General features: G+C 69.5%; 12 protein-coding genes. 6 read left to right on the top strand and 6 right to left on the bottom strand.

Features of this window, described 5'->3' with window-relative positions; translation table 11 throughout:
* Positions 1-222: 222 nt before the first annotated feature.
* Positions 223-2,835, bottom strand: coding sequence for a DNA mismatch repair protein MutS (gene mutS / locus SLW56_RS02285; protein WP_320694289.1), 2,613 nt, complete (start codon positions 2,833-2,835; stop codon positions 223-225).
* Between the two features lie 445 nt (positions 2,836-3,280).
* On the opposite strand from mutS, the gene SLW56_RS02280 reads away from it, so the two are divergent.
* Positions 3,281-5,209, top strand: a complete 1,929-nt coding sequence (locus SLW56_RS02280) for an alpha-L-fucosidase (RefSeq protein ID WP_152237271.1) — start codon at positions 3,281-3,283, stop codon at positions 5,207-5,209.
* 262 nt (positions 5,210-5,471) lie between these two features.
* Here the strand turns inward: SLW56_RS02280 and galA are convergent, their stop codons facing one another.
* The 4 genes from galA to SLW56_RS02260 all read right to left on the bottom strand — a co-directional run bounded on the left by galA (position 5,472) and on the right by SLW56_RS02260 (position 13,143).
* A complete protein-coding gene (galA, locus tag SLW56_RS02275) occupies positions 5,472-8,033 on the bottom strand; it encodes a beta-galactosidase GalA (protein WP_320694288.1) in 2,562 nt (853 codons plus the stop codon).
* Positions 8,030-9,205 carry an arabinogalactan endo-1,4-beta-galactosidase gene (locus SLW56_RS02270; RefSeq protein ID WP_295945036.1) on the bottom strand — a complete coding sequence of 392 codons (1,176 nt, stop codon included), beginning with the start codon at positions 9,203-9,205 and terminating at the stop codon, positions 8,030-8,032. Before SLW56_RS02270 ends, galA begins: the two co-directional genes overlap by 4 nt.
* A 16-nt stretch (positions 9,206-9,221) precedes the next feature.
* Positions 9,222-11,924 carry a TonB-dependent receptor gene (locus SLW56_RS02265; protein WP_295908440.1) on the bottom strand — a complete coding sequence of 901 codons (2,703 nt, stop codon included), beginning with the start codon at positions 11,922-11,924 and terminating at the stop codon, positions 9,222-9,224.
* A 325-nt stretch (positions 11,925-12,249) separates the two neighbouring features.
* The gene (locus SLW56_RS02260; RefSeq protein ID WP_320694287.1) at positions 12,250-13,143 is read right to left on the bottom strand and encodes a LysR substrate-binding domain-containing protein; all 894 of its coding nucleotides are present in this window, start codon (positions 13,141-13,143) and stop codon (positions 12,250-12,252) included.
* A 102-nt stretch (positions 13,144-13,245) separates the two neighbouring features.
* On the opposite strand from SLW56_RS02260, the gene SLW56_RS02255 reads away from it, so the two are divergent.
* From SLW56_RS02255 to SLW56_RS02245, 3 genes are all read left to right on the top strand, one after another.
* Positions 13,246-14,259, top strand: a complete 1,014-nt coding sequence (locus SLW56_RS02255) for a putative sulfate exporter family transporter (RefSeq protein WP_295908444.1) — start codon at positions 13,246-13,248, stop codon at positions 14,257-14,259.
* 150 nt (positions 14,260-14,409) lie between these two features.
* Complete coding sequence (locus SLW56_RS02250) at positions 14,410-15,021, top strand: DUF4142 domain-containing protein (protein ID WP_320694393.1); 612 nt, start codon at positions 14,410-14,412, stop codon at positions 15,019-15,021.
* A 265-nt stretch (positions 15,022-15,286) separates the two neighbouring features.
* Complete coding sequence (locus tag SLW56_RS02245) at positions 15,287-16,300, top strand: cation diffusion facilitator family transporter (RefSeq protein WP_267119613.1); 1,014 nt, start codon at positions 15,287-15,289, stop codon at positions 16,298-16,300.
* Between the two features lie 398 nt (positions 16,301-16,698).
* Here the strand turns inward: SLW56_RS02245 and SLW56_RS02240 are convergent, their stop codons facing one another.
* Positions 16,699-18,762 carry a 3-hydroxyacyl-CoA dehydrogenase NAD-binding domain-containing protein gene (locus tag SLW56_RS02240; protein WP_295908448.1) on the bottom strand — a complete coding sequence of 688 codons (2,064 nt, stop codon included), beginning with the start codon at positions 18,760-18,762 and terminating at the stop codon, positions 16,699-16,701.
* Between the two features lie 239 nt (positions 18,763-19,001).
* On the opposite strand from SLW56_RS02240, the gene rpoE reads away from it, so the two are divergent.
* A complete protein-coding gene (rpoE, locus tag SLW56_RS02235) occupies positions 19,002-19,622 on the top strand; it encodes an RNA polymerase sigma factor RpoE (RefSeq protein WP_010340494.1) in 621 nt (206 codons plus the stop codon).
* Positions 19,619-20,584: a sigma-E factor negative regulatory protein gene (locus SLW56_RS02230; protein WP_267113358.1), complete on the top strand. Its 966-nt coding sequence runs from the start codon at positions 19,619-19,621 to the stop codon at positions 20,582-20,584. Before rpoE ends, SLW56_RS02230 begins: the two co-directional genes overlap by 4 nt.
* Positions 20,585-20,667 lie beyond the last annotated feature (83 nt).

Here is a 20,667-nt window from a genome sequence, read left to right as displayed (position 1 = left end):
TCCTGGCGCTGCGAGACGCTTCGCGCCGAACCCTCACCCCAACCCCTCTCCCGGTGGGAGAGGGGCTTTGGCGCTTCCCTTCTCCCAGTGGGAGAAGGTGCCCCGAAGGGGCGGATGAGGGTGCGGGCGCAGCCTCGTGTGTCCTGGCGCTGTGAGACGCTTCGCGCCGAACCCTCACCCCAACCCCTCTCCCGATGGGAGAGGGGCTAAATCGCAGGCCGCCTACAGCAGCGACTTGAGCCGGTACAGCGCTTCCAGCGCCTGCTTGGGCGTGAGTTCGTCCGGATCCAGTGCGGCCAGCGCCTCCTGCGCAGCCGACGGCGTGGCCGCGAACAGGCCGAACTGCTGCGGGGCGTCCAAGGCCTGCGGCGCCATCTGCGAGGCGTGGCTCTCGCCGCCGCGTTGTTCCAGTTCCGCCAGGCGTCGCCGCGCCTGCGCCACGGTGGCCTTGGGCAGGCCGGCCAGCGCCGCCACCTGCAGGCCGAAGCTGCGGTTGGCCGGGCCGTCCTTGACCGCATGCATGAACACCAGGCGGTCGCCGTGTTCGACCGCGTCCAGGTGCACGTTGGCGATGCCGCTGGCGCCGCCTTCGACCGATTCGTCGGCCAGCGCGGTCAGCTCGAAATAGTGCGTGGCGAACAGCGTGTAGCAGCGGTTGTGGTGGGCGAGATGGCGCGCCACCGCGTCGGCCAGCGCCAGGCCGTCGTAGGTGGAGGTGCCGCGGCCGATCTCGTCCATCAGCACCAGCGACTGCGCGGTGGCGTGGTGCAGGATGTAGCTGGTCTCGGCCATTTCGACCATGAAGGTGGACTGGCCGCGGGCCAGGTCGTCGCCGGCGCCGATGCGGGTGAGGATGCGGTCGATCGGGCCGATCACCGCACGCCGCGCCGGCACGTAGCTGCCGATGTGCGCGAGCAGCACGATCAGCGCGTTCTGGCGCATGTAGGTCGATTTACCGCCCATGTTCGGGCCGGTGATCACCAGCATGCGGCGGTCGGGGTGCAGGTCCAGGTCGTTCGGTTCGAACGGCTGCTCGCGCACCGCTTCCACCACCGGGTGGCGGCCGCGTTCGATGCGCAGGCACGCACCGGTCTCCAGTTCCGGCTGGGTCCAGTCCAGCGCCTGCGCGCGTTCGGCGAAGCCGGCCAGCACGTCCAGTTCGCTGAGCGCGGCGGCGGCGCGCTTGAGCGGCTCCAGGCGCTCGCCCAGCGTGTCCAGCAGGCCTTCGTAGAGCAGCTTCTCGCGCGACAACGCGCGCTCGCGCGCCGACAGCACCTTGTCCTCGAAGTTCTTCAGTTCCTCGGTGATGTAGCGTTCGGCGTTGGTCAGGGTCTGGCGCCGGCTGTAGTGCACCGGCGCCTTGTCGGCCTGGCCCTTGCTGATCTCGATGTAGTAACCGTGCACGCGGTTGTAGCCGACCTTCAGCGTGGCGATGCCGCTGTTGGCGCGTTCGCGCGCTTCCAGGTCGATCAGGAACTGGTCGGCATTGGTGCTGAGCCGGCGCAGTTCGTCCAGCTCGGCATCGTAGTCGGCAGCGATGACGCCGCCGTCGCTGAGCTTGAGCGGCGGCTGCTCGGCGATCGCCGACGCCAGCAGGTGCGCGATCTCGTCGTGCTGGCCCAGCTCCGCCGCCAGCGCGGCCAGCCGCGGCGAATCCAGCGGTGCCAGGACCGCGCGCACCTTCGGCAGCAGGCCCAGGCCGTCGCGCAGGGTGGAGAAGTCGCGTGGGCGTGCTGAGCGCAGGGCGACGCGGGTGAGGATGCGTTCGACGTCGCCGAGCGCGCGGAACGCCTCGCGCAGGTCGGCGTCGGCGCCGCGGTCGATCAGCGTGCCGACCGCGTGGTGGCGCTGCACCAGCACCTCGCGCAGGCGCAGCGGACGGTGCAGCCAGCGCCGCAGCAGGCGCCCGCCCATCGGCGTGACCGTGCTGTCGAGCACGCCGAGCAGAGTGTTGCGGGTGTCGCCGTCCACGCGCGTGTCCAGCTCCAGGTGGCGTCGCGTGGCCGCGTTCATCGCGATCGCCTCGCCGGCGGTCTCCATCGCGATCGCGGTCAGGTGCGGCAGGCGCTGTTTCTGGGTTTCCTCGACGTAGCCGAGCAGGGCGCCGGCGGCCGCGGTGGCGCGCGGCTTGTCGTCGATGCCGAAGCCGCTCAGATCGTGCAACTGGAAGAACGCCAGCAACTGGCGGCGGCCGCTGTCGGCGTCGAACAGCCACGGCGGCCGGCGGCGCACGCCGCGGCTCTCGCGCAGGAACTCCGGCCACTGGTCCTCGTCGGGCACCAGCAGTTCGGCCGGCTCCAGCCGCGCCAGTTCCGCCTCCAGCGCGTCCTCGCTGTCGACCTCGTTGACCAGGAAGCGGCCGCCGGCCAGGTCGGCCCAGGCCAGGCCGTAGCCGTGCTTGTTGCGTGCGATCGCCATCAGCAAGGTGTCGCGGCGCTCGTCCAGCAAGGCCTCGTCGGTGACCGTGCCGGGGGTGACGATGCGCACCACCTTGCGCTCGACCAGGCCTTTGGCAAGCGCCGGATCGCCGATCTGCTCGCAGATCGCCACCGATTCGCCCAGCGCCACCAGCCGCGCCAGATAGCCCTCGTAGGCATGCACCGGCACCCCGGCCATCGGGATCGGCGCACCGCCGGAACTGCCGCGCTGGGTCAGGGTGATGTCCAGCAGCCGCGCGGCCTTGCGCGCGTCGTCGTAGAACAGTTCGTAGAAATCGCCCATGCGGAAGAACAGCAGCAGGTCCGGGTACTCGGACTTTGCGGCGAAGAACTGCTTCATCAGCGGGGTGTGCTCCGCTGCGCTTCCAGGAGCTTGGGTTTTTTCTCGATTCTGCATCTGATTCAGTGACTTAAGGAGTTTCGGGGTGACGGTCCGTGGACAAGTATGGACGGGTGCCGGCAGCAAATGACAGCGTGGCGCGGCGCCAGCCCGGTGCATGGTTCGATGCGCCACCTGCCGATCCACGGTGCAACGTCGGGGCTGCGCCGTTTCCACGGACAACGGCAGGAAGGTCAATTGCGAGACAGCGAATGTCCGATGCGCACGCAGCACGTGCAATGCCGAGTCCGCAGCCACTGCGTGCGAGTCGTCTCGGTGCCAGCTGCCATTGTCCGTAAAAAAGTGGATCGGCGACAGCACGCGGTGCGATTCACGAGCATGCGGCGGCGGATCGGCCACACGGTGACGTTGTGCCCTTTGAATGCCCGGGTGTCGCTCCGCGTAGGACTGTTTCGCTGTTGGAAAAGCTAAGATCCGGGCTTGTGTAGAGCCGGAGGCGTCCATGATCGATCGTCGTACCTTTCTTGCCACGGGTGTCGTGGCCGTCGCCGCGGGCTTCAGCGCATCCGCCGCCCAGATCGTGGCCGCACCGCGTCCGAAAGGGCCGGCACCGTGGGGCGCCGTGCCAAGCGCGCGGCAACTGCGCTGGCACCGTTGGGAGCAATACGCCTTCGTGCATTTTGCGATGAACACCTTCACCGACAAGGAATGGGGTTACGGCGACGAAGATCCGCGCAGATTCGATCCCAGCGATTTCTCCGCCGATCAGATCGTCGCCGCGGCCAAGGCCGGCAACCTCAAAGGGATCATCTTCACCGCCAAGCACCACGATGGCTTCTGCCTGTGGCCGACGCGCCTGACCGAGCATTGCATCCGCAATTCGCCCTACAAGAACGGCAAGGGCGACATCGTCGGCGAAATGGCCGCGGCGTGCCGGCGTGCCGGCCTGGCCTTCGGCATCTATCTCTCTCCCTGGGATCGCAACCACGCCGAGTATGGCCGTCCCGGCTATCTCGACTATTTCCGCAAGCAGATCGTCGAGCTGTGCACGGGTTATGGCGACCTGTTCGAGTTCTGGTTCGACGGCGCCAATGGTGGCGACGGTTACTACGGCGGAGCGCGCGAAACCCGCAAGATCGATGCCCCCGCCTACTACAACTGGCCGCGGATGATCGAGCTGGTCCACCAACACCAGCCGATGGCCTGCACCTTCGACCCGCTGGGGGCAGATATCCGTTGGGTCGGCAACGAGGAGGGCGTGGCCGGCGATCCGTGCTGGCCGACCATGCCCAATGCGCCTTACACGCAGGAAAACGGCAATGCCGGCGTGCGAGGCGGGGCGCTGTGGTGGCCTGCGGAGACCAACACCTCGATCCGCCCGGGCTGGTTCTACCATGCCGACGAAGACGGCAAGGTGCGCAGCCCGGAGAATCTGGTGCGCTACTTCGATACCTCGGTCGCGCGCGGCACCAACATGAACCTCAATCTTCCGCCGGACCGGCGCGGCCGCATCGCCGACCACGACGTTGCGGTGTTGAAGAGCTTCGGCGACGCGATCCGCGCCAGCTTCGCCATCGATCTGGCCAAGGGCGCCAAGGCCAGCGCCAGCGCGGCGCGCGGTCCGGGGTTCGAGCCGGAGCGTGTGCTCGACCGCCAGCCGGACAGCTACTGGTCCACGCCGGACGACGTCACCACGCCGACGCTGACGTTGGAACTGTCGGCGGCGCAGAGCTTCGACCTGATCCGGCTGCGCGAATACCTGCCGCTGGGCGTGCGCGTCACCCGCTTCGCGATCGACGCCGAGGTGGACGGGCAATGGCAGCGCTTGGCCGAAGCGCAATGCATCGGCGCGCAGCGGATCCTGCGGCTCGATCGTCCGATTGCCGCGCGCCGTGTGCGCTTGCGTGTGCTCGAGGCGCCGGTCTGTCCGGCGATCAGCGAATTCGCGCTGTTTCGCGCGGTGGCGCCCGTTGCGGTTGCGCGGCCCACGACGAACGCGCCGGACGTGCTGTCCACCGCGGGTTGGCGCATCGTCGCCGCCAGCGCGCCGGGAGCGGAGAAGTTGCTCGACGACGATGCAAGCACGATCTGGGTCGTGCCCGCTCCCACGCCGGGCCATCCCGCGCAGGTGACCATCGACCTCGGTGCGCTGCGCCAGGTCGCCGGCTTCAGCCTCACCCCCTCGCGCACGGTGATGAACGGTGCGGCACCGCCGAAGGGCTATCGCGCCGAAAGCAGCGAGGATGGCCAGCATTGGCAGCCGGCCGGGGGCGGCGAGTTGTCCAATATCGCCTACGCGCTCTCGACCCAGCGGCTGAATTTCCCCGAGGTGCGGCAGATCCGTTACCTGCGGCTGTCGTTCGCCGAAACGGCGCTGCCCGCCGAGCGGCTGGCGATCGCCGGGATCGGTGCCTTCTCGCGCTTGCGGTGAGGGCTGGCGCTCCCTCGCCGCGATGCGCGGTGGGGGAGCGTGCATCGCCGGGACGATGCAGCGTCGTGGGTGCGGCGACGCTGGCGAGGCGTCGTAGATCGGCTTCGGAATGACGCGTCAGCGGCTTCACTTCATTCTGCGTCGCGCGTGTGCCGACCACGGCTTGGGCGGACGTACCTGGCGCGCCAGCGCCGCGTAGGAGCACCGAGTCGGGAGCGCATGACGATGGCGCCGCGCAGCGCCTCGAAAGCGCGCGGCCGCCTCAGGCGACGAACGGCCGCGGCTTGGTGCGCACACTCTTCAGCGCCAGCCGCGCAGGCGCCAATCCGGGCGCGGTCGCTTCCAGTGTCAGCGTGCCGGCATCGCGCGTGGTCTGCAGCAAGGCCATGCACAGGCCGTTGAAGGCGCGGCGCTGGTCGGCCTTGTCGGGTTCGTGGCTGGACGGGTCGCCGTTGCCCACGCCGATCAGGCGGCCGGGGCCGCGGACGGCGAAGCGCACGGCGTCGCTGGCGGTGGGCACGACGCGGCCCTTGGCGTCGACGATCTCCACTGCGACCACGGCCACGTCCTCGGCGTCGGCCAGCAGATTCGCCCGTTCGCAGCGCAGGCGCACCGCGGCCGGGGCGCCCACGGTCTCGCGGAGCTGCGTCAGCACCTGTTTGCCGCCGCGGTAGCCGCGCGCTTCGATGCGGCCGGGTGCGTAGCGCACGCGCCACTCGACATGGCCGTAGGCCGGCACCTGCTGCAGGCCCTGGCTGACGCCGTTGACCAGCAGTTCCACCGCGTCCAGGTTGCTGTGGCACCACACGTCGACCATGCCGTTGTCGCGCTCGTCCAGCAGGCCGTCCCAGTTCCAGTGCGGGAACAGGTGCAGCACCGGCGCGGTGGTCCATTGCGCGCGGTAGTACCAGTAGTTGTCCTTGGGAAAGCCGCAACTGTCGAGGATGCCGAACTGCGAGGCGACGTTCGGCCAGCGGTTGTACGGGGTCGGCTCGCCGCGGTAGTCGAAGCCGGTCCAGACGAAGCCGCCGGCGATGTACGGGCGCTGCGCGACGTAGCTCCACCAGGCTTCGGCGCTGCTGGCCCACCAGGGGTAGTCCAGGTCGTAGGCGCGGGCATGGCCGCGCACGTCGTCGGTGCGGTAGTTGCCGCGCACGCCGACGGTGCTGCCGGTCTCGCTGCCGTAGACCGGGATCTGCGGATGGCGCGCATGGAAGGCATCCATCTGCGTGGTGCGGTAGTTGAAGCCGATCACGTCCACGACCTGGCCGACACCGTCGTCGAAGCCCTTGTCCATGGCGAAGGTGGTGGGGCGGCTCGGGTCCAGGCGCCGCACCAGACGCTGCATGCGCGCGACGATGCGCGCGCCGCGCGCGGTGACCATCTGCGGCTCTTCGTTGCCCAGCGACCACAGCATCACGCAGGGATGGTTGCGGCCGCGCCGCACCATCGACGTGAGTTCGGCCATGGCCTCGTCGTCGGAGGACATGCGCCGGGTCTCGTCGATCAGCAGCAGGCCCAGCCGGTCGCACAGCTCCAGCACCGCCGGCGAGGCCGGGTTGTGCGCGCTGCGATAGGCGTTGCAGCCCATCGACTTGAGCTGGCGCAGGCGCCATTCGTGCAGGCGGTCGGGAATGGCGGTGCCGACGCCGGCATGGTCCTGGTGGTTGTTGGTGCCGTGCAGCTTGTAGGCCGCGCCATTGAGCAGCAGGCCGCGCTGCGGATCGAACTGCAGGCGGCGCACGCCGAAGTGGGTGGTGGTCGCGTCGCAGGTATGGCCGTCGCCGAGCAGGCGCGTGGACAGCGTGTAGCGTTGCGGGTTCTCCGGCGACCACGGCGCGGGCGTGCCCAGGTCCAGGGTCTGCTGCACGCGCTGCACCACGCCGGGCTCGACCGTGATCGGCGCGGAACTGGCCTGGGCGACGATGCGCCCGTCCGGCGCGCGGATCACCGAGACCACGCTGCACTGCCGCGGCGTCGCGCCGTGGTTGCCGAGTTCGGTCTCCACCAGCGCCTGCGCGGCGCCGCCGTCCCAGACGCTGCGCACGTACACGCCGTCCATCGGCACGTGCAGTGCGTCGGTGGTGCGCAGCCAGACGTGGCGGTAGATACCGGCGCCCTCGTAGAACCAGCCTTCGCCGAGCGTGGCATCCACGCGCACGGCGATGATGTTCCTGGCGCCGTAGTCGAGCACGTCGCTGAGGTCGACTTCGAAGCCGCAGTAACCGCTGCCGTTGCGGCCGACGATGTGGCCGTTGCAGAACACGATGCAGTCGCGGAACACGCCGTCGAATTCCAGGCTGATCCGCTTGCCCAGGTCTTCCGCCGGAATCTCCAGCACGCGCCGGTACCAGCCGATGCTGGTCTGCGGATCGGTGCGGCCCAGCGGCGTGTAGCCGTGCGCGGCGGCCGGGTCTTCGCCGTTGACCAGGGTGGAGGTCGGATCCTGGCGCGGCGGCAGCGCCACCGCCCAGTCGTGCGGCAGGTCGATGCGCTCCCAGGCGCTGTCGTCGAAGCCGAGCAGGGCCGCATCGGCGGTGTCCTTGCCGGCCTTGGCGTAGGTGCGCTGGAAGGTGCCGAAATTGAAGTCGCGCGCCGGGTCGTCGGCGTGGCCGAGATGGAAGCGCCAGCCACCGTCGCACAGCAGGCGCTGGCGCGGAGCATCGTCGTCCAGATCCAGCGAGATCGGCGCACTGGCATCGCTGCCGGCGGGCGTGGCGGCCAGCGCGGCCGGCGCCAGCGCCGCGGCGGCACCGGGCACCGCCACCTGCACGCCGCCGGCGACCAGCGAGCGCAGCAGGTCGCGGCGGCTCAGTTCGATCATGGCTGCGCGTCCTGCGCCGGCGCGGCCCCCTTGCCGGTCGTCGTGGCCGGCGCCGGTCGGTAGGCGTGCTGCATGAAGCCGATGCCGGGCAGCAGTTCGTTGCCGTGGCGGAAATCGAAGAAGCTGGCGTTCTCCCACGAGGAGCCGACGCCCCAGCGGGTCTTGCAGGTGTTGCTGGTCCAGGCCGGCTCCCAGTACACGACGCCGCTGCCGCCGTTGTCGACCACCAGTTGGGTGAGGTCGACCAGGTAGTTCAGCTGGCCCTGCGGGGTGGCCGGGTAGCCCTTGATCAGCGAGTCGGCGCCGAGCAGGTTGGGCGAGGGGTCGCCGCTTTCCAGCGTCCACGGATAGGCGGTCTCCACCACCATCACCTCGGCCGGATAGCGCTGGCGCAGGCGCTTGATGGTGGCGCCGAGCTGGTCCATGGTCTCGCGCGACCACTTGCGGTAGTAGCTGATGCCGATGAAGTCGAAGTCGCGCACGCCGGCCTTGGCGGCGTCGGCGAACCACGGCTCCACGTTCTCCGGTTGGGCGATGTGCAGCATCACCTTGGGCTTGATCGTCGAGCGCGCGCCGGCGTCGCGCACTGCCTGGATGCCGGCGTTGAACAGCTTGGCGTTGCGGGTCCAGTCGATCGGCCGGCGCTTGTCCCAGGGCTGGCTGTCCATCAGGTCGGAATTGCTCTCGTTGCCGACCTGCACCAGTTCCGGCATCAGCCCGGCGCGGTCCAGCGCGCTGAGCGTGTTGTAGGTGAAGCCGTACAGCGTGCGCGCCAGTTCGTCCTGGTCGGTGATGTTGGCCCAGGCCTTGGGGATCAGTTGCTTCTCGCCGTCGGCCCAGTCGTCGGAGTAGTGGAAGTCCAGCAGCACCTGCATGCCCTGCGCGCGCGCCCGGCGGATGGTCTTCTTGACGTCGCTCAGGTCGCTGTAGCGGGTCCAGCGCGCATCGTTCCACAGGCGCACGCGCACCAGGTTGGCGCCGTGCGCGTGGAACAGCTCGAACGGGTCGCGCAGCGCGCCGTGGTCGCGGTACTGCACGCCGCAATCCTCCATCTCGTTGACGTAGGACAGGTCGGCGCCGAGGTACAGCGTGCCGGCGCCGGCCATGGGCGCGGCGAGGGCGGTGGCGAGAGCCAGCGCGAGCGCCGGCAGCCAGGTGCGTCTGGATCGCATGCGGGTCTCCACCGGCTCAGAACGTGTAGGTCGCTTCCAGGGCGAAGCGGCGGCCGAACAGCTGGTAGCCGCCATCGTCCTGGTTGGCGAGCCGGTTGCGCTTGTTGTCGCTGTAGGCGCGCAGCGGTTCGTTGGTCAGGTTGCCGACCTGGAACTTGAAGCCCAGGTGCTCGCTGTAGCGCCACGCCAGGCTCAGGTCCACCGTGCCTTCGCTCTCCAGTCGCGCCAGCCGCGCCGCGTTCCAGCCGTACACCACGGTGTAGGGGCTGTGGTACTTGTAGCCGATCCGCGCTTCGAACTTGTTGTTGTTGTACCAGAGGTCCAGCGTGCCGGTGTTGCGCGCCAGGCCGCTGAGCGGCAGCGGATTGTCCGCCGGCGAGAACTCGTGCAGGTTGGATTCCACGTACGAGTAGTTCGAGTAGATGCCGAAGTTCTCCATGTGCGGGATGAAGAAGAACGGGGTCTGGAACGTCAGTTCGGCACCGTTGATGTAGCCGCCGCCGCCGTTGAACGGTCCGCTGATCAGGTAGTCGCGGCCGTCGATGGTCTCGTGCTGGGTCTTGTAGCCGATGCTCGAATCCACCCACTTGCGGTACAGCGCCAGCGCCGCCAGCGCTTCCTTGTGGAAGTACCACTCGTAGGACAGGTCGAGCTGGGTGGCGCGGAACGGATTGAGCTGCGGGTTGCCGCCGCTGCCGGTGAGCTGGCCGACGGTGGTGTTGGGATCGTCGAGCGCGCGCCCGGTGCGCAGTTCGTCCAGCGGCGGCCGCGCCATCACCTTGGCCACCGACAGACGCAGGATGCGCTCGGGATCGATCAGGAAGTTGACCGTGGCGCTCGGTAGCACGTCGGTGTAGGTCTTGCCGGCGCTGCTCGGCTGCACCACGCCGCCGACGGTGTCGTAGCCATGGCTGTCGGTGTCGGTGTGGACCACGCGCACGCCGGCGTTGCCGGTGACGTCGACGCCGAACCACTGCGAACTGAACACCGCCTTGGCGAAGGCCTCGCGCACGTTCTCCTCGACATTCCAGTGATCCAGGCGCTGCTCGGTGGCCAGGCTCGGATCGAAACCGCCGAAGCCGAGCTTGGCGATCGCGTCCAGGTCGCCGCCGGTCAGGGTCGGCACGTTCAGGTCCGGCATCGTCACCGGGTAGATCAGGTCCTGGTAGGCCGAGATCGGCTGGCTGTAGCCGGACTGGAAGCTGGTGAAGTGGCGGTTCTGCTTCTCGCGGCGTGAGGCGCGCGCGCCGAATTCCAGCGCGGTGACCGGCGAATCCTCGATCGCGCGGCTGGCGCTCAGCGCCAGAGCAGCGATGCGGTCGCGCAGCGCCTGCGGTTCGGTCTGGCCACTGATGCCCCATTCCGGCGCGTCGGAACTGGTGCTGATGGTGGGGGTGACGCCATGGCGGAAGTCGAACGATACCGTGTCCGGGTTGCTGCCGAAGCGCACCGCGCGCCAGTCGTTGTCGCGCTTGGCCTGCGAGAACGACAGGTCGCTGCCCAGCGTCCACACGTCGCCGCGCCACTTGGCGTTGAGGCCGCCGGCCGCCAGCGTCTTGACCTCGTCGTAGCGGGCCACGACGTGGTCCACCTGCAGCTTGGAATTGGCCAGGGTACCGGCGACCACGTCGCCGTCGACGATGGTGTAGGACGAGCCAGGCGTGGTGTACGGATTGCTGGCCGAGTAGATGCTGTAGCCGAGGTTGTTGAACCAGTTCTGGCGCTGGTCCTCGTCGATGCGGATGCGCGAGTACAGGCCGTCGAGCTTGAGTTCCAGGTTGCCCGAGCGCCACTGCACGGTGCCCATGGCGCCGGTGCGGGTCTGCTCGGTGAGCTTGAGCTGGTCGGCCGCGCCCCAGGGGGTGTAGTCGACCTTGCCGTCGCCATCCACATCGCGTGCGTTGCTGGCGTCGGTGTAGCCCCAGCTGCCGATCGAGACGCCGGCGTTCTTCTGCTTCTGGTAGGTGGCGCCGAGCGCGACCGCCAGGTTGTCGTTGATGCGGTGGATCCAGCTCGCGCCCAGGCGCTGGCCCCACGGCGAGTAGTCGCGCGCGTCCTTGGCCTCGTCGTAGTAGACCGGGCCGCCGGTGGCGACGAAGGTCGGGCCGGTGTGGTCGAGCGGGTTGATGGTGGAGATGTCCACGGTGGCGGCGATGCCGCCGGCGATCAGGTCCGCCGACGGGGTCTTGTAGACCTTGACGGTGGAGACGATCTCGGTGGGGAAGACTTCCCAGCGCACCGCGCGGTTGGGTTCGGAGGAGGCGATCTCGCGGCCGTTGACCGTGCCCATGGTCATGCGCGGGCCGAGGCCGCGCACGGTGGCCAGGCTTTCGTTGCCGCGGTCGCGGGTGCCGTTGACGCCGGGCAGGCGCACCAGCGCCTCGGCCACGGTGACGTTGGGCATCTGCCCCATGTTGTCGGCGGAGATGACTTCCACCACGTGGTCGTCGAGCTGCTTGGCCTGCACGGCCTGTTCCAGGCTGGCGCGCTGGCCGACCACCATCACGTTGTCCAGGGTGACCGGCTGCTGGCCGGTCTTGGCGTCGGTCGTGGCATCGGGCTTGGCGGGTGGCGTGGCTGCCGGATCGGCGCTGGTGCTCTGCGCCTGCGCGGCGAAGCTGCCGGACAGGGCCAGGACGATGGCCGCGCCCAGCAGGGTGCGGGCGGCAGGGCGGTGCGCGCGCCGGCCGACCGGGCGACGGGACTGTTCCAAAGGCATTTTTGTTCCCTCCCAGGACAAAAAGTGACCGATCAAATTGGCGTGGACCGGAAAACCCGGTCCTGGAGGCATCGGCAGGGCGTCATGCAGGGCTGCAGGCTGTCCCGGTCGCTGTCCTCGATGGCGTGTCTGTCGACGTGGCGGGGCGTGCGTGGCATGTCTGCTGGCGGCGCCGCGGACATTCCCCTTCCGCTGCCTTGGCGCGCGAGAGACCGGAAGCGAGGATAGAAGCGACAGGCATTCCATTCCAATGAAGCATTTGCCGAGGGCTATCTCGTTTTGGAATGGATATCGCGCGCCGCGTCTACCGTCGCCCACGCGAGGCTCAGGCCGCGGTGGATGGGGCCTGCAAGCCGAGCAGGGCGGCTGCCGCGGCACCCAGGCTGCGTTCGCGGTGGCGCAGGGCATGGAAGGTGCGTTCGCCCAGGGCCACGGCGAGGGGCTGCAGGCGGCCGCTCTCCAGCCACGGCGCCGCGGCCAGTTGCGAGATCGCCGCCAGGCTGCGCCCGGCCTGCACCGCCGACAGCACCGCTTCGTTGGAGGGCAGGGACAGCGCCACACGCAGGCGCTCCGGGCCGATGCCGGCATCGCGCAGCGCCGCCTCGAACGCCGAGCGCGTGCCCGAGCCGGGTTCGCGCATGATCCAGGTGCTGTCGGCGACCAGTCGTGCCAGCCCGGGGTGGCGACGCCCCGCCAACGGATGGTCCGGCGCGGCGACCACGCGCAGCCGGTCGTGGCCCAGCGCCGAACTCAGCAGTTCGGGGGCCTGCACGCGGCCCTCGACGAAGCCCAGTTCGGCGCGTCCCTCGCGCACCGCGCGCGCCACGCTGTCGGTGTTGCCCACGCTCAGGCGGATCTCGATCTGCGGATAGCGCGCATGGAACGCCATCAGCCGGGTCGGCAGCCAGTAGCTGGCCACGGTCTGGCTGGCGTGCAGATCAAGGGTGCCGCGCAGCACGCCGCGCCACTCGCTCAGCGCCAGTTCGGCCGCACGGCTGCGCGCCAGGATCGCCTTGGCGTCCTCACAGAACGCCGCACCGGCCGCGGTCAGCACCAAGCCGCGACCGACCCGGTCGAACAGGGCCACCCCGTACTGCTGCTCCAACGCCTTGATCGCGGCACTGGCGGCCGACGGCGTGCGGTGCGCGGCCTGCGCACCCAGGGTCAGGTGTTGGCGTTCGGCCACCGCCACGAACAGGGCGAGTTGTTCCAGGGTCATGGGGCAACTGTTCGGAGTGAGCGAATGAAGTGTGCACAATTATGCGATGGATCGGAACGGTCTGCGGGCGCAATCTGCCGCCACTCGATCCGGATCGCTGCCATGCGCACCCAACCGCACAGACCTTCCATCTTGCTGCCCGGCCTGGCCCTGGCCATCGCGGTGGCGGCGCTGGCCTGGCTGGCCGAGCGCGCGCAACTGCAGTGGCTGGGCCGGCGCTGGATCGACGCGCTGGTGTTCGCGATCGTGCTCGGCACCTTGCTGCGCACGGCGTGGCGCCTGCCGCCGTCCACGCACGCCGGCATCGCCTTCGCCGCCAAGCTGCCGCTGGAACTGGCCATCGTGCTGCTCGGCGCCTCGGTCGGCATCGGCGCCATCGGCGCGGCCGGCGGTCTGTTGCTGGGCGCCATCGCCGCGGTGGTGCTGCTGGCGATCGCCATCGGCTACGGCATCGGTCGCGCGCTGGGCCTGCCGTCGCGGCTGGCCACGCTGGTCGCGTGCGGCAATGCGATCTGCGGCAATTCGGCGATCGTGGCGGCAGCGCCGGTGATCGACGCCGACTCCGGCGACGTCGCTGCAGCGATCGCCTTCACCGCGGCGCTGGGCGTGCTGGTGGTGTTGCTGTTGCCGCTGGCGGTGCCCGTGCTGGGCCTGGACCAGCGCCACTACGGCATCCTCGCCGGCCTGACCGTGTACGCGGTGCCGCAGGTGCTGGCGGCGACCGTGCCAGTGGGCGCGCTGAGCGCGCAGGTGGGGGCGCTGGTCAAGCTGATGCGGGTGCTGATGCTCGGGCCAGTGATGTTGCTGCTGGGGCTGGTCCGTGGTGGATCGCCGACGCAGCGGCGCCCGGCGCACGCGCTGGTGCCGTGGTTCGTGTTCGGCTTCGTCGGCATGATGGGGCTGCGCGCGCTGGGTGTGTTGCCGGCGCCGGCGATCGAAGCGGCGCAGTCGCTGTCGCTGCTGTTCACCCTGGTGGCGATGGCCGCGTTGGGCCTGTCGGTGAATCTGCGCACGGTGCTCGCGTCCGGCGGCCGCGTACTGGCGGCTGGCACGCTGTCGTTGCTGGCGCTGGCCAGCCTCAGTGTGCTGTTGCTGCGCTGCTTGCCGTCGGCGTAGGCGCCGCAGTCCACGTGCATCTGCAGCATTTCGCATCGCCTGCACCCACGTTCAACCAGGCGCTCACGAAAGGCCGCGGAGCATGGCGATACCTGCCATGCAAAGGAGATTGTCATGCGTCATTCCCGTTCCGCGTTCTCTCTGGCGCTCATGTCGGTTCTCGGCGTCGGCCTTGCGCATGCGCAGACCGATACGTCCGGCGAGGTTGGCAGTGCCGATCCCGGCGCGATGCAGCAGCAAACGCCGTCGACGTCCGCCGCGCAGACGTCGACCGGCATGCAGGGCGCGCAAGGCGCGCGCGCGTCCGCGCTCAACGAAAAGCAGGCGCTCGGCGTGTTGTCGGCGATCAACACCAGCGAGGTCAACGCTGGCAACCTGGCCTTGCAGAAGCAGGTCAAGGGCCCGGTGCGCGATTACGCCATGCAGATGGTCAAGGAGCACGCCGACAACAACGCCAAGATCGCGCCGTGGGGTCCTGATGCGAAGGCCGCGTCGGCGCAGCAGCAGATACAGAAGGCGAAGGCGGAGGCCGGCAAGCTGCAGGCCATGGACGGCGATCGCTTCGAACAGGCCTATGTCATGGCGATGGTCAAGGATCATCAGGCCGCCCTGCAGATGCTCGACAGCACCCTGATCCCCGCCGCGAAGACCCCGGACGTGGCCGCGCATCTGCGTACCACGCGTACCCATGTGGCCGAGCACCTGGCCAAGGCGCAGCAGTTGCAGAGCGCTGGCGCGCCATCGGCGGCGCCGGCCCGTTGAGCGTCGTGCGGGTCTCGGCCGCCATGCCGAGATCCGCGCTTTCATGAGTCGCGCCTCTTCCTTGGCCAGCGTGTGGCAGGTCGGGCCGCGATCAGACTTCCTGAGCCCGGTATCTGGCGTGCCTGGTTGCCGTGTCTGCTTGCGGTCCATCGGCTGCACAACAGCATCAAGAGCGCGTGCCGCTGTCGAACGGTGTAATAGTCTCCGCGCGGGCGGCGGCCTAAGGTAGCGGCCATCTTCCTCCGCATCGCCGCCCGGTCGCCCCATGGGACACGATCACAGCCACGCCCCCACCGAAATCCGCCACGAGCAGCCCCTGTGGTGGGCGCTCGGTCTCACCGCGCTGTTCCTGGTGGTGGAAGTGGCCGGCGCTTTCCTCACCAACAGCCTGGCGCTGCTGTCCGACGCTGCGCACATGGCCACCGACACGCTGGCGCTGATGATCGCGCTGATCGCGGTGCGGCTGAGCCGGCGCCCGCCCGATGCCAAGCGCAGCTATGGCTACGCACGGCTGGAGGCGCTGGGCGCGCTGGTCAACGGCGCGCTGCTGTTCGTGGTGGCCGGCTACATCCTGTGGGAGGCGGTGCAGCGCTTCCGCCAGCCGCAGGAGATCGCCACCGTCGGCATGCTCGGCATCGCCGCATTCGGCCTGCTGATCAACCTGATCTCGATGCGCCTGCTCAAGGCCGGCAGCGGCGAGAGCCTCAACATGAAGGGCGCGTACCTGGAAGTGTGGAGCGACATGCTCGGCTCGGTCGCGGTGATCGTCGGCGCGCTGGCGATCCGCGTCACCGGGTGGAAACTGATCGATCCGATCCTGGCGGTGCTGATCGGTCTGTGGGTGTTGCCGCGGACCTGGGTGCTGCTGCGCGAGGCGATCAACGTGCTGCTGGAAGGCGTGCCCAAGGGCGTGGACCTGGGCGCGGTGCGCGGCTATCTGCAGGCCGCGCCCGGCGTGGCCAGCGTGCACGACCTGCACGTGTGGGCGCTGGCCTCCAGCACGCCGGCGCTGACCGCGCATGTGGTGGTCGCCGACGGCGGTGACGCCGATGCCGTGCGCGCCGCGCTGTGCGATGGCCTGCATGCGCAGTTCGGCATCGATCACATCACCCTGCAGATGGAAGCCGGCCATTGCGGCGCTACCCCGTGCGGCACGCCGGCGGCGGGCGAGGGTGGTGGTCACGATCATCACGGGCATGGTCACGAGGACCACGATCACGATCATGCCCATCCCCATCCCGCACATGGGCACGGCCACATGCAGGGGCATTCGCACTAGCAGCACGGCTGCGTAACGGCATTCGTGCAGGTGCGGCTTTGTTCTGGTTTGGGATTTGTCGTCCGCGCGCACCTGGAATGCCGAGTGCGACTGAAGGGCGCCTGCAGCGACCTGCTTTCCCCACAATCAAGCTACGGGCAGCTTGCTTTGTGGGAATCACCTGTCATGCAGCAGCGCCTGGCGAAGCGGCCATGCTTTCCGATGGCGTAATGCGTCGGGACTGAAGTCCCTCCCACAGTACGCCCGGCGAATTCGCCGCAAGATCGCGTGGGAGCGGCTTCAGCCGCGACGGGTCTTGCCGGGAAACGCCCGCCGCGGCTGAAGCCGCTACCAAAGGGGCGCGACCCGTCGTTATGGGAGGTGCCCTGACGCACGCTTACAGAAGGCGTGCGCGCGCCTCACACCACCGGTTCGCGCAACGCCGGCGACTCCCAACCCGGTCGCGGGGCGAAACGCTCGCCGTAGCGCGTGTGCAGGGCGCGCAGGCGCGCCAGCAGCACGTCGGCGCCGGCGGCGCGGATGTGCTGGATCGGGCCGCCGCGGAACGGGGCGAAGCCGGTACCGAAGATCACGCCGGCATCGAGCAGGTCGGCGTCGGCGACCACGCCCTCGTGCAGGCAGGCCACCGCTTCGTTGAGCAGCGGCAGGATCAGGCGGTCTTCCAGGTCGTCCGGCGCGCGGTAGTCCTTCGGCAGTTCGGGCTTCTTGGCGCGGCCGTTCTCCCAGGCGTACAGGCCCTGGCCGTCCTTCTTGCCGCGCTTGCCCGGCTCCACCGTCTGCAGCGCCGCCGGGATCGGCAGGCCCAGGAACGGTGCCAGTTCGGCGCCCACGCCCGCGGCCACGTCCAGGCCCACGGTGTCGATCAGTTCGATCGGGCCCATCGGCATGCCGAACTTGACCGCAGCCTTGTCGATCGCCGGGCCGGGAATGCCTTCGGCATAGGCGGTGGCCGCTTCCAGCATGTACGGGAACAGCACGCGGTTGACCAGGAATCCGGGGGTGCCGGCGACCGGCACCGGCAGCTTGTCGATGGCCTTGCAGAAGGCGGCCAGCCGCTTCTGGTTCTCCGGCGCCAGGCCGTCGTGGCAGACGATCTCCACCAGCGGCATCTGCGCCACCGGATTGAAGTAGTGCAGGCCGCCGAACTGCGCCGGGCGCTGGATGTGCTCGCGCAGTTCGGTCAGCGGGATCGAGGAGGTGTTGGTGCTGAGCAGCGCAGTCGGCTGCATGCGCGGCTCCAGCGCCTGGTACAGCTCGCGCTTGGCCTGCGGGTTCTCGATGATCGCCTCGATCACCAGATCGGCGCTCGGCACGCCCTCGCCGGCCAGATCGCCCTTCAGGCGCGCCGCCACCGCCGGGCGCTTGCTGTCGTCCTTGACCCGCTTGGCGAACAGCTCGCCGGCGCGGCTCAGCGCGCCGTCGATGAAGCGCTGCTCGCGGTCCTGCAGGGTCACCTCGAAGCCCTTGTAGGCCGACCAGGCGGCGATGTCGCCGCCCATCACCCCGGCACCGACCACGTGCACGTGGCGGATGCCGTGCTCCTTGCCGCCCAGCGCCTTGAGCCGCTCGGTGAGGAAGAAGATGCGGATCAGGTTGCGCGCGGTCGGGGTGCTGGCCAGCTTGACCACCGCCTTGCGCTCGGCGTCCAGGCGCGCCTGGATGCCGCTGCCGCCGCTGCGTTCCCACACCCCGATCAGCGCGTACGGCGCCGGGTAGTGCTCCTTGCGCGCCTTGCGCGCCACCTGCTTGCGCATCTGCGGCGCCAGCAGCTTGCGCGCCGGCCAGGTGTTGGTGGCCCAGGCGGTGGCGCGCTGCTTGAAGGGGCGGGCGCTGCCGGACAGCGCCAGCGCCACCGCGGTATCGGTGAGCACGGCCGGCGCGGCGACCTTGTCGACCAGGCCCATCGCCCGCGCCGCCGAGGCCGACACGGTGCGCCCGGTGAGCATGAGGTCCATCGCCGCCGGCGCGCCGATCAGCCGTGGCAGGCGCGCGCTGCCGCCCCAGCCGGGGAAGATGCCGAGCTTGGTCTCGGGCAGGCCGATGCGGGTGGCCGCATCGCTGGAGGCGACGCGGTAGCGGCAAGCCAGGGCGATCTCGGTGCCGCCGCCCATGCAGAAGCCGTGGATCGCCGCGACCGTGGGGCAGGGCAGTTCGGCCAGTTTCTGGAAGGTGGCCTGGCCGCGGCGGATGGCGTCGTTGACGGTGCCGCGGCGGTCGAATTCCTGGAATTCCTTGAGGTCGGCGCCGGCGATGAAGCCGTTGTCCTTGGCCGAGCGGATCACCACGCCCTTGGGCGGATCGATGGCGATGCGCTCGAGCAGATTGCCCAGCTCCAGCAACACGTCCTGCGACAGCGCATTGACGGGCGCGTCCTGGCGGTCGAGGCTGAGCACGACGATGCCGTCGCCGCGGATGTCCGCTTGCCAGTGACTGAATCGGAGCCCGTCGAAGCCTGAAAGCATGGGGAGGACCATCCGCTTGTGTATGGAGAAGATCGTTATCATCCAGAGGTTGTTTCCGTCGCGTCAAATCCCAATGCAGGGGAATTGAGGCGCGTCCCGCGACCGCTGGCCTTGCGCCAGCCTAACGGAACGCCGGTTAACGTCGTGGGGCGGCGATCCGCTGAGGGGCGCTGAACTTTTTTCCGAATTGGCGGTCAGAGGGTCCGACGTAGGTTGGGCTGACAGGAGTGCGGCCCGCTATGGCCGATGTCGAAACACCCCAGGAGCTGGACCTTGAACTGGTCCGGCGTGTGCAGCGCGGCGAAAGCGCGGCGTTCGATGTGCTGGTGCGCAAGTACCAGCATCGGATCGTCGGCCTGATCGGGCGCTACATCGCCGACTGGAGCGAATGTCAGGACGTGGCCCAGGACACTTTCATCCGCGCCTACCGCGCGATCGGGAGTTTCCGCGGCGACGCCCAGTTCTCCACATGGTTGCACCGGATCGCCGTGAACACCGCCAAGAACTACCTGGTCGCGCACAACCGCAGGCCGCCCACCGACGACGTCGATGTGCTCGATGCCGAGCAGTTCGACAGCGGCACCCGCCTGCGCGACACCGACACGCCCGAACGCGAGTTGATGCGCCAGGAGCTGGAGCGCACGGTGATGAAGGCGGTCGACGCCTTGCCGGAAGAGTTGCGCACCGCCATCACCCTGCGCGAGGTGGAGGGCATGAGCTACGAGGACATCGCGCAGAAGATGGGCTGCCCGATCGGCACCGTGCGTTCGCGGATCTTCCGCGCCCGCGAGGCCATCGACGCCGAACTCCGTCCCCTGCTGGATACCGACAGCGCCACCCGTGAGCGACACCGCGTATGACCGATAGCACGCCCTTTCCCAAGCCTGTGCCGGCGCCCGACAGCGCCGCGCCGGACAAGTTCGAGCTGCACTACCGGCAGCAACTGTCCGCGCTGATCGACGGCGAACTGCCGGCCGACGAAGCACGCTTCGTGCTGCGCCGGCTGCAGCACGACGAGGAATTGTCCGGCTGCCATGAGCGCTGGCAGCTGTGCGGCGACATCCTGCGCGGCCGTGTCAGCGTGCCGGCGCCCAGCGATTTCAGTGCGCGCGTGCGCCAGGCGGTGGCCGCCGAAGCGCAGCAGGCCGCGCGTGCCGATGCAGCCAGCGCCGCCGGCAAGCGTCGCACCTGGCGCTGGGGCGGCAGTGCCGCCCTGGCCGCTTCGGTCGCGCTGCTCGCGCTGTTCGTGACCCAGCGCCTGCCGCAGACGCCCGAGGCGTTGGCGCCGGCGCAGGTCGCCGATGCCACCGCGCCGAGCCCGGCACCGGCCGCCACCACGCCGCAGGTCCCGACACCCGCGCCGGCACCGGCCGATCCGCAGGGCGATCTCGCCGCAGCCGTCGCTGCCGCGCCGGCAATGGCGATCGCCGCCAATCGTCGCCAGGAGGCGGCCGCGGCGGCGCGACGCGAGGCCACCCGTAGCGCACAGGCCGCGCGCACCCGCAGCGTCCCGGCCGAGCCCGCCTATGCCGCAGCGGCGCCTACCAAACCGCAGGCCAAGGCGCCGGTGCAGACGCCGTTCGTTGCGCCGGTCGCGCCGCCGACGATGGTCGCGCAACGCGCCAGCGATCCGTTCGGGCATCCGGCGACGCCGCTGCAGGCCCGGCCGTGGCCGCGCTCGACGCTGCCATCCGCCGATGCCGGGAGCGAATTCACCGCCAGCTTCCCGCACAGCGGCGCGGACCCGGCGGCGTTCTATCCGTTCGAACCCCGATTGCCTGCCGACGCCGTGGCCAACCCGCCGCTGCATCCGCAGCCCTGACCCCGCGCGCCGGCAGGCGTCCGTGCCTCATTCCGGCGCGTGGTCCCCGTTGCTTCGTCCCCTCGTTGTTCCCCTTCCCGAAC

The sequence above is a fragment of the Xanthomonas sp. LF07-6 genome (assembly GCF_034105445.1).
Taxonomy (GTDB): Bacteria; Pseudomonadota; Gammaproteobacteria; order Xanthomonadales; family Xanthomonadaceae; genus Xanthomonas_A; species Xanthomonas_A sontii.
This window is presented reverse-complemented; position numbering and strand designations above follow the sequence as displayed.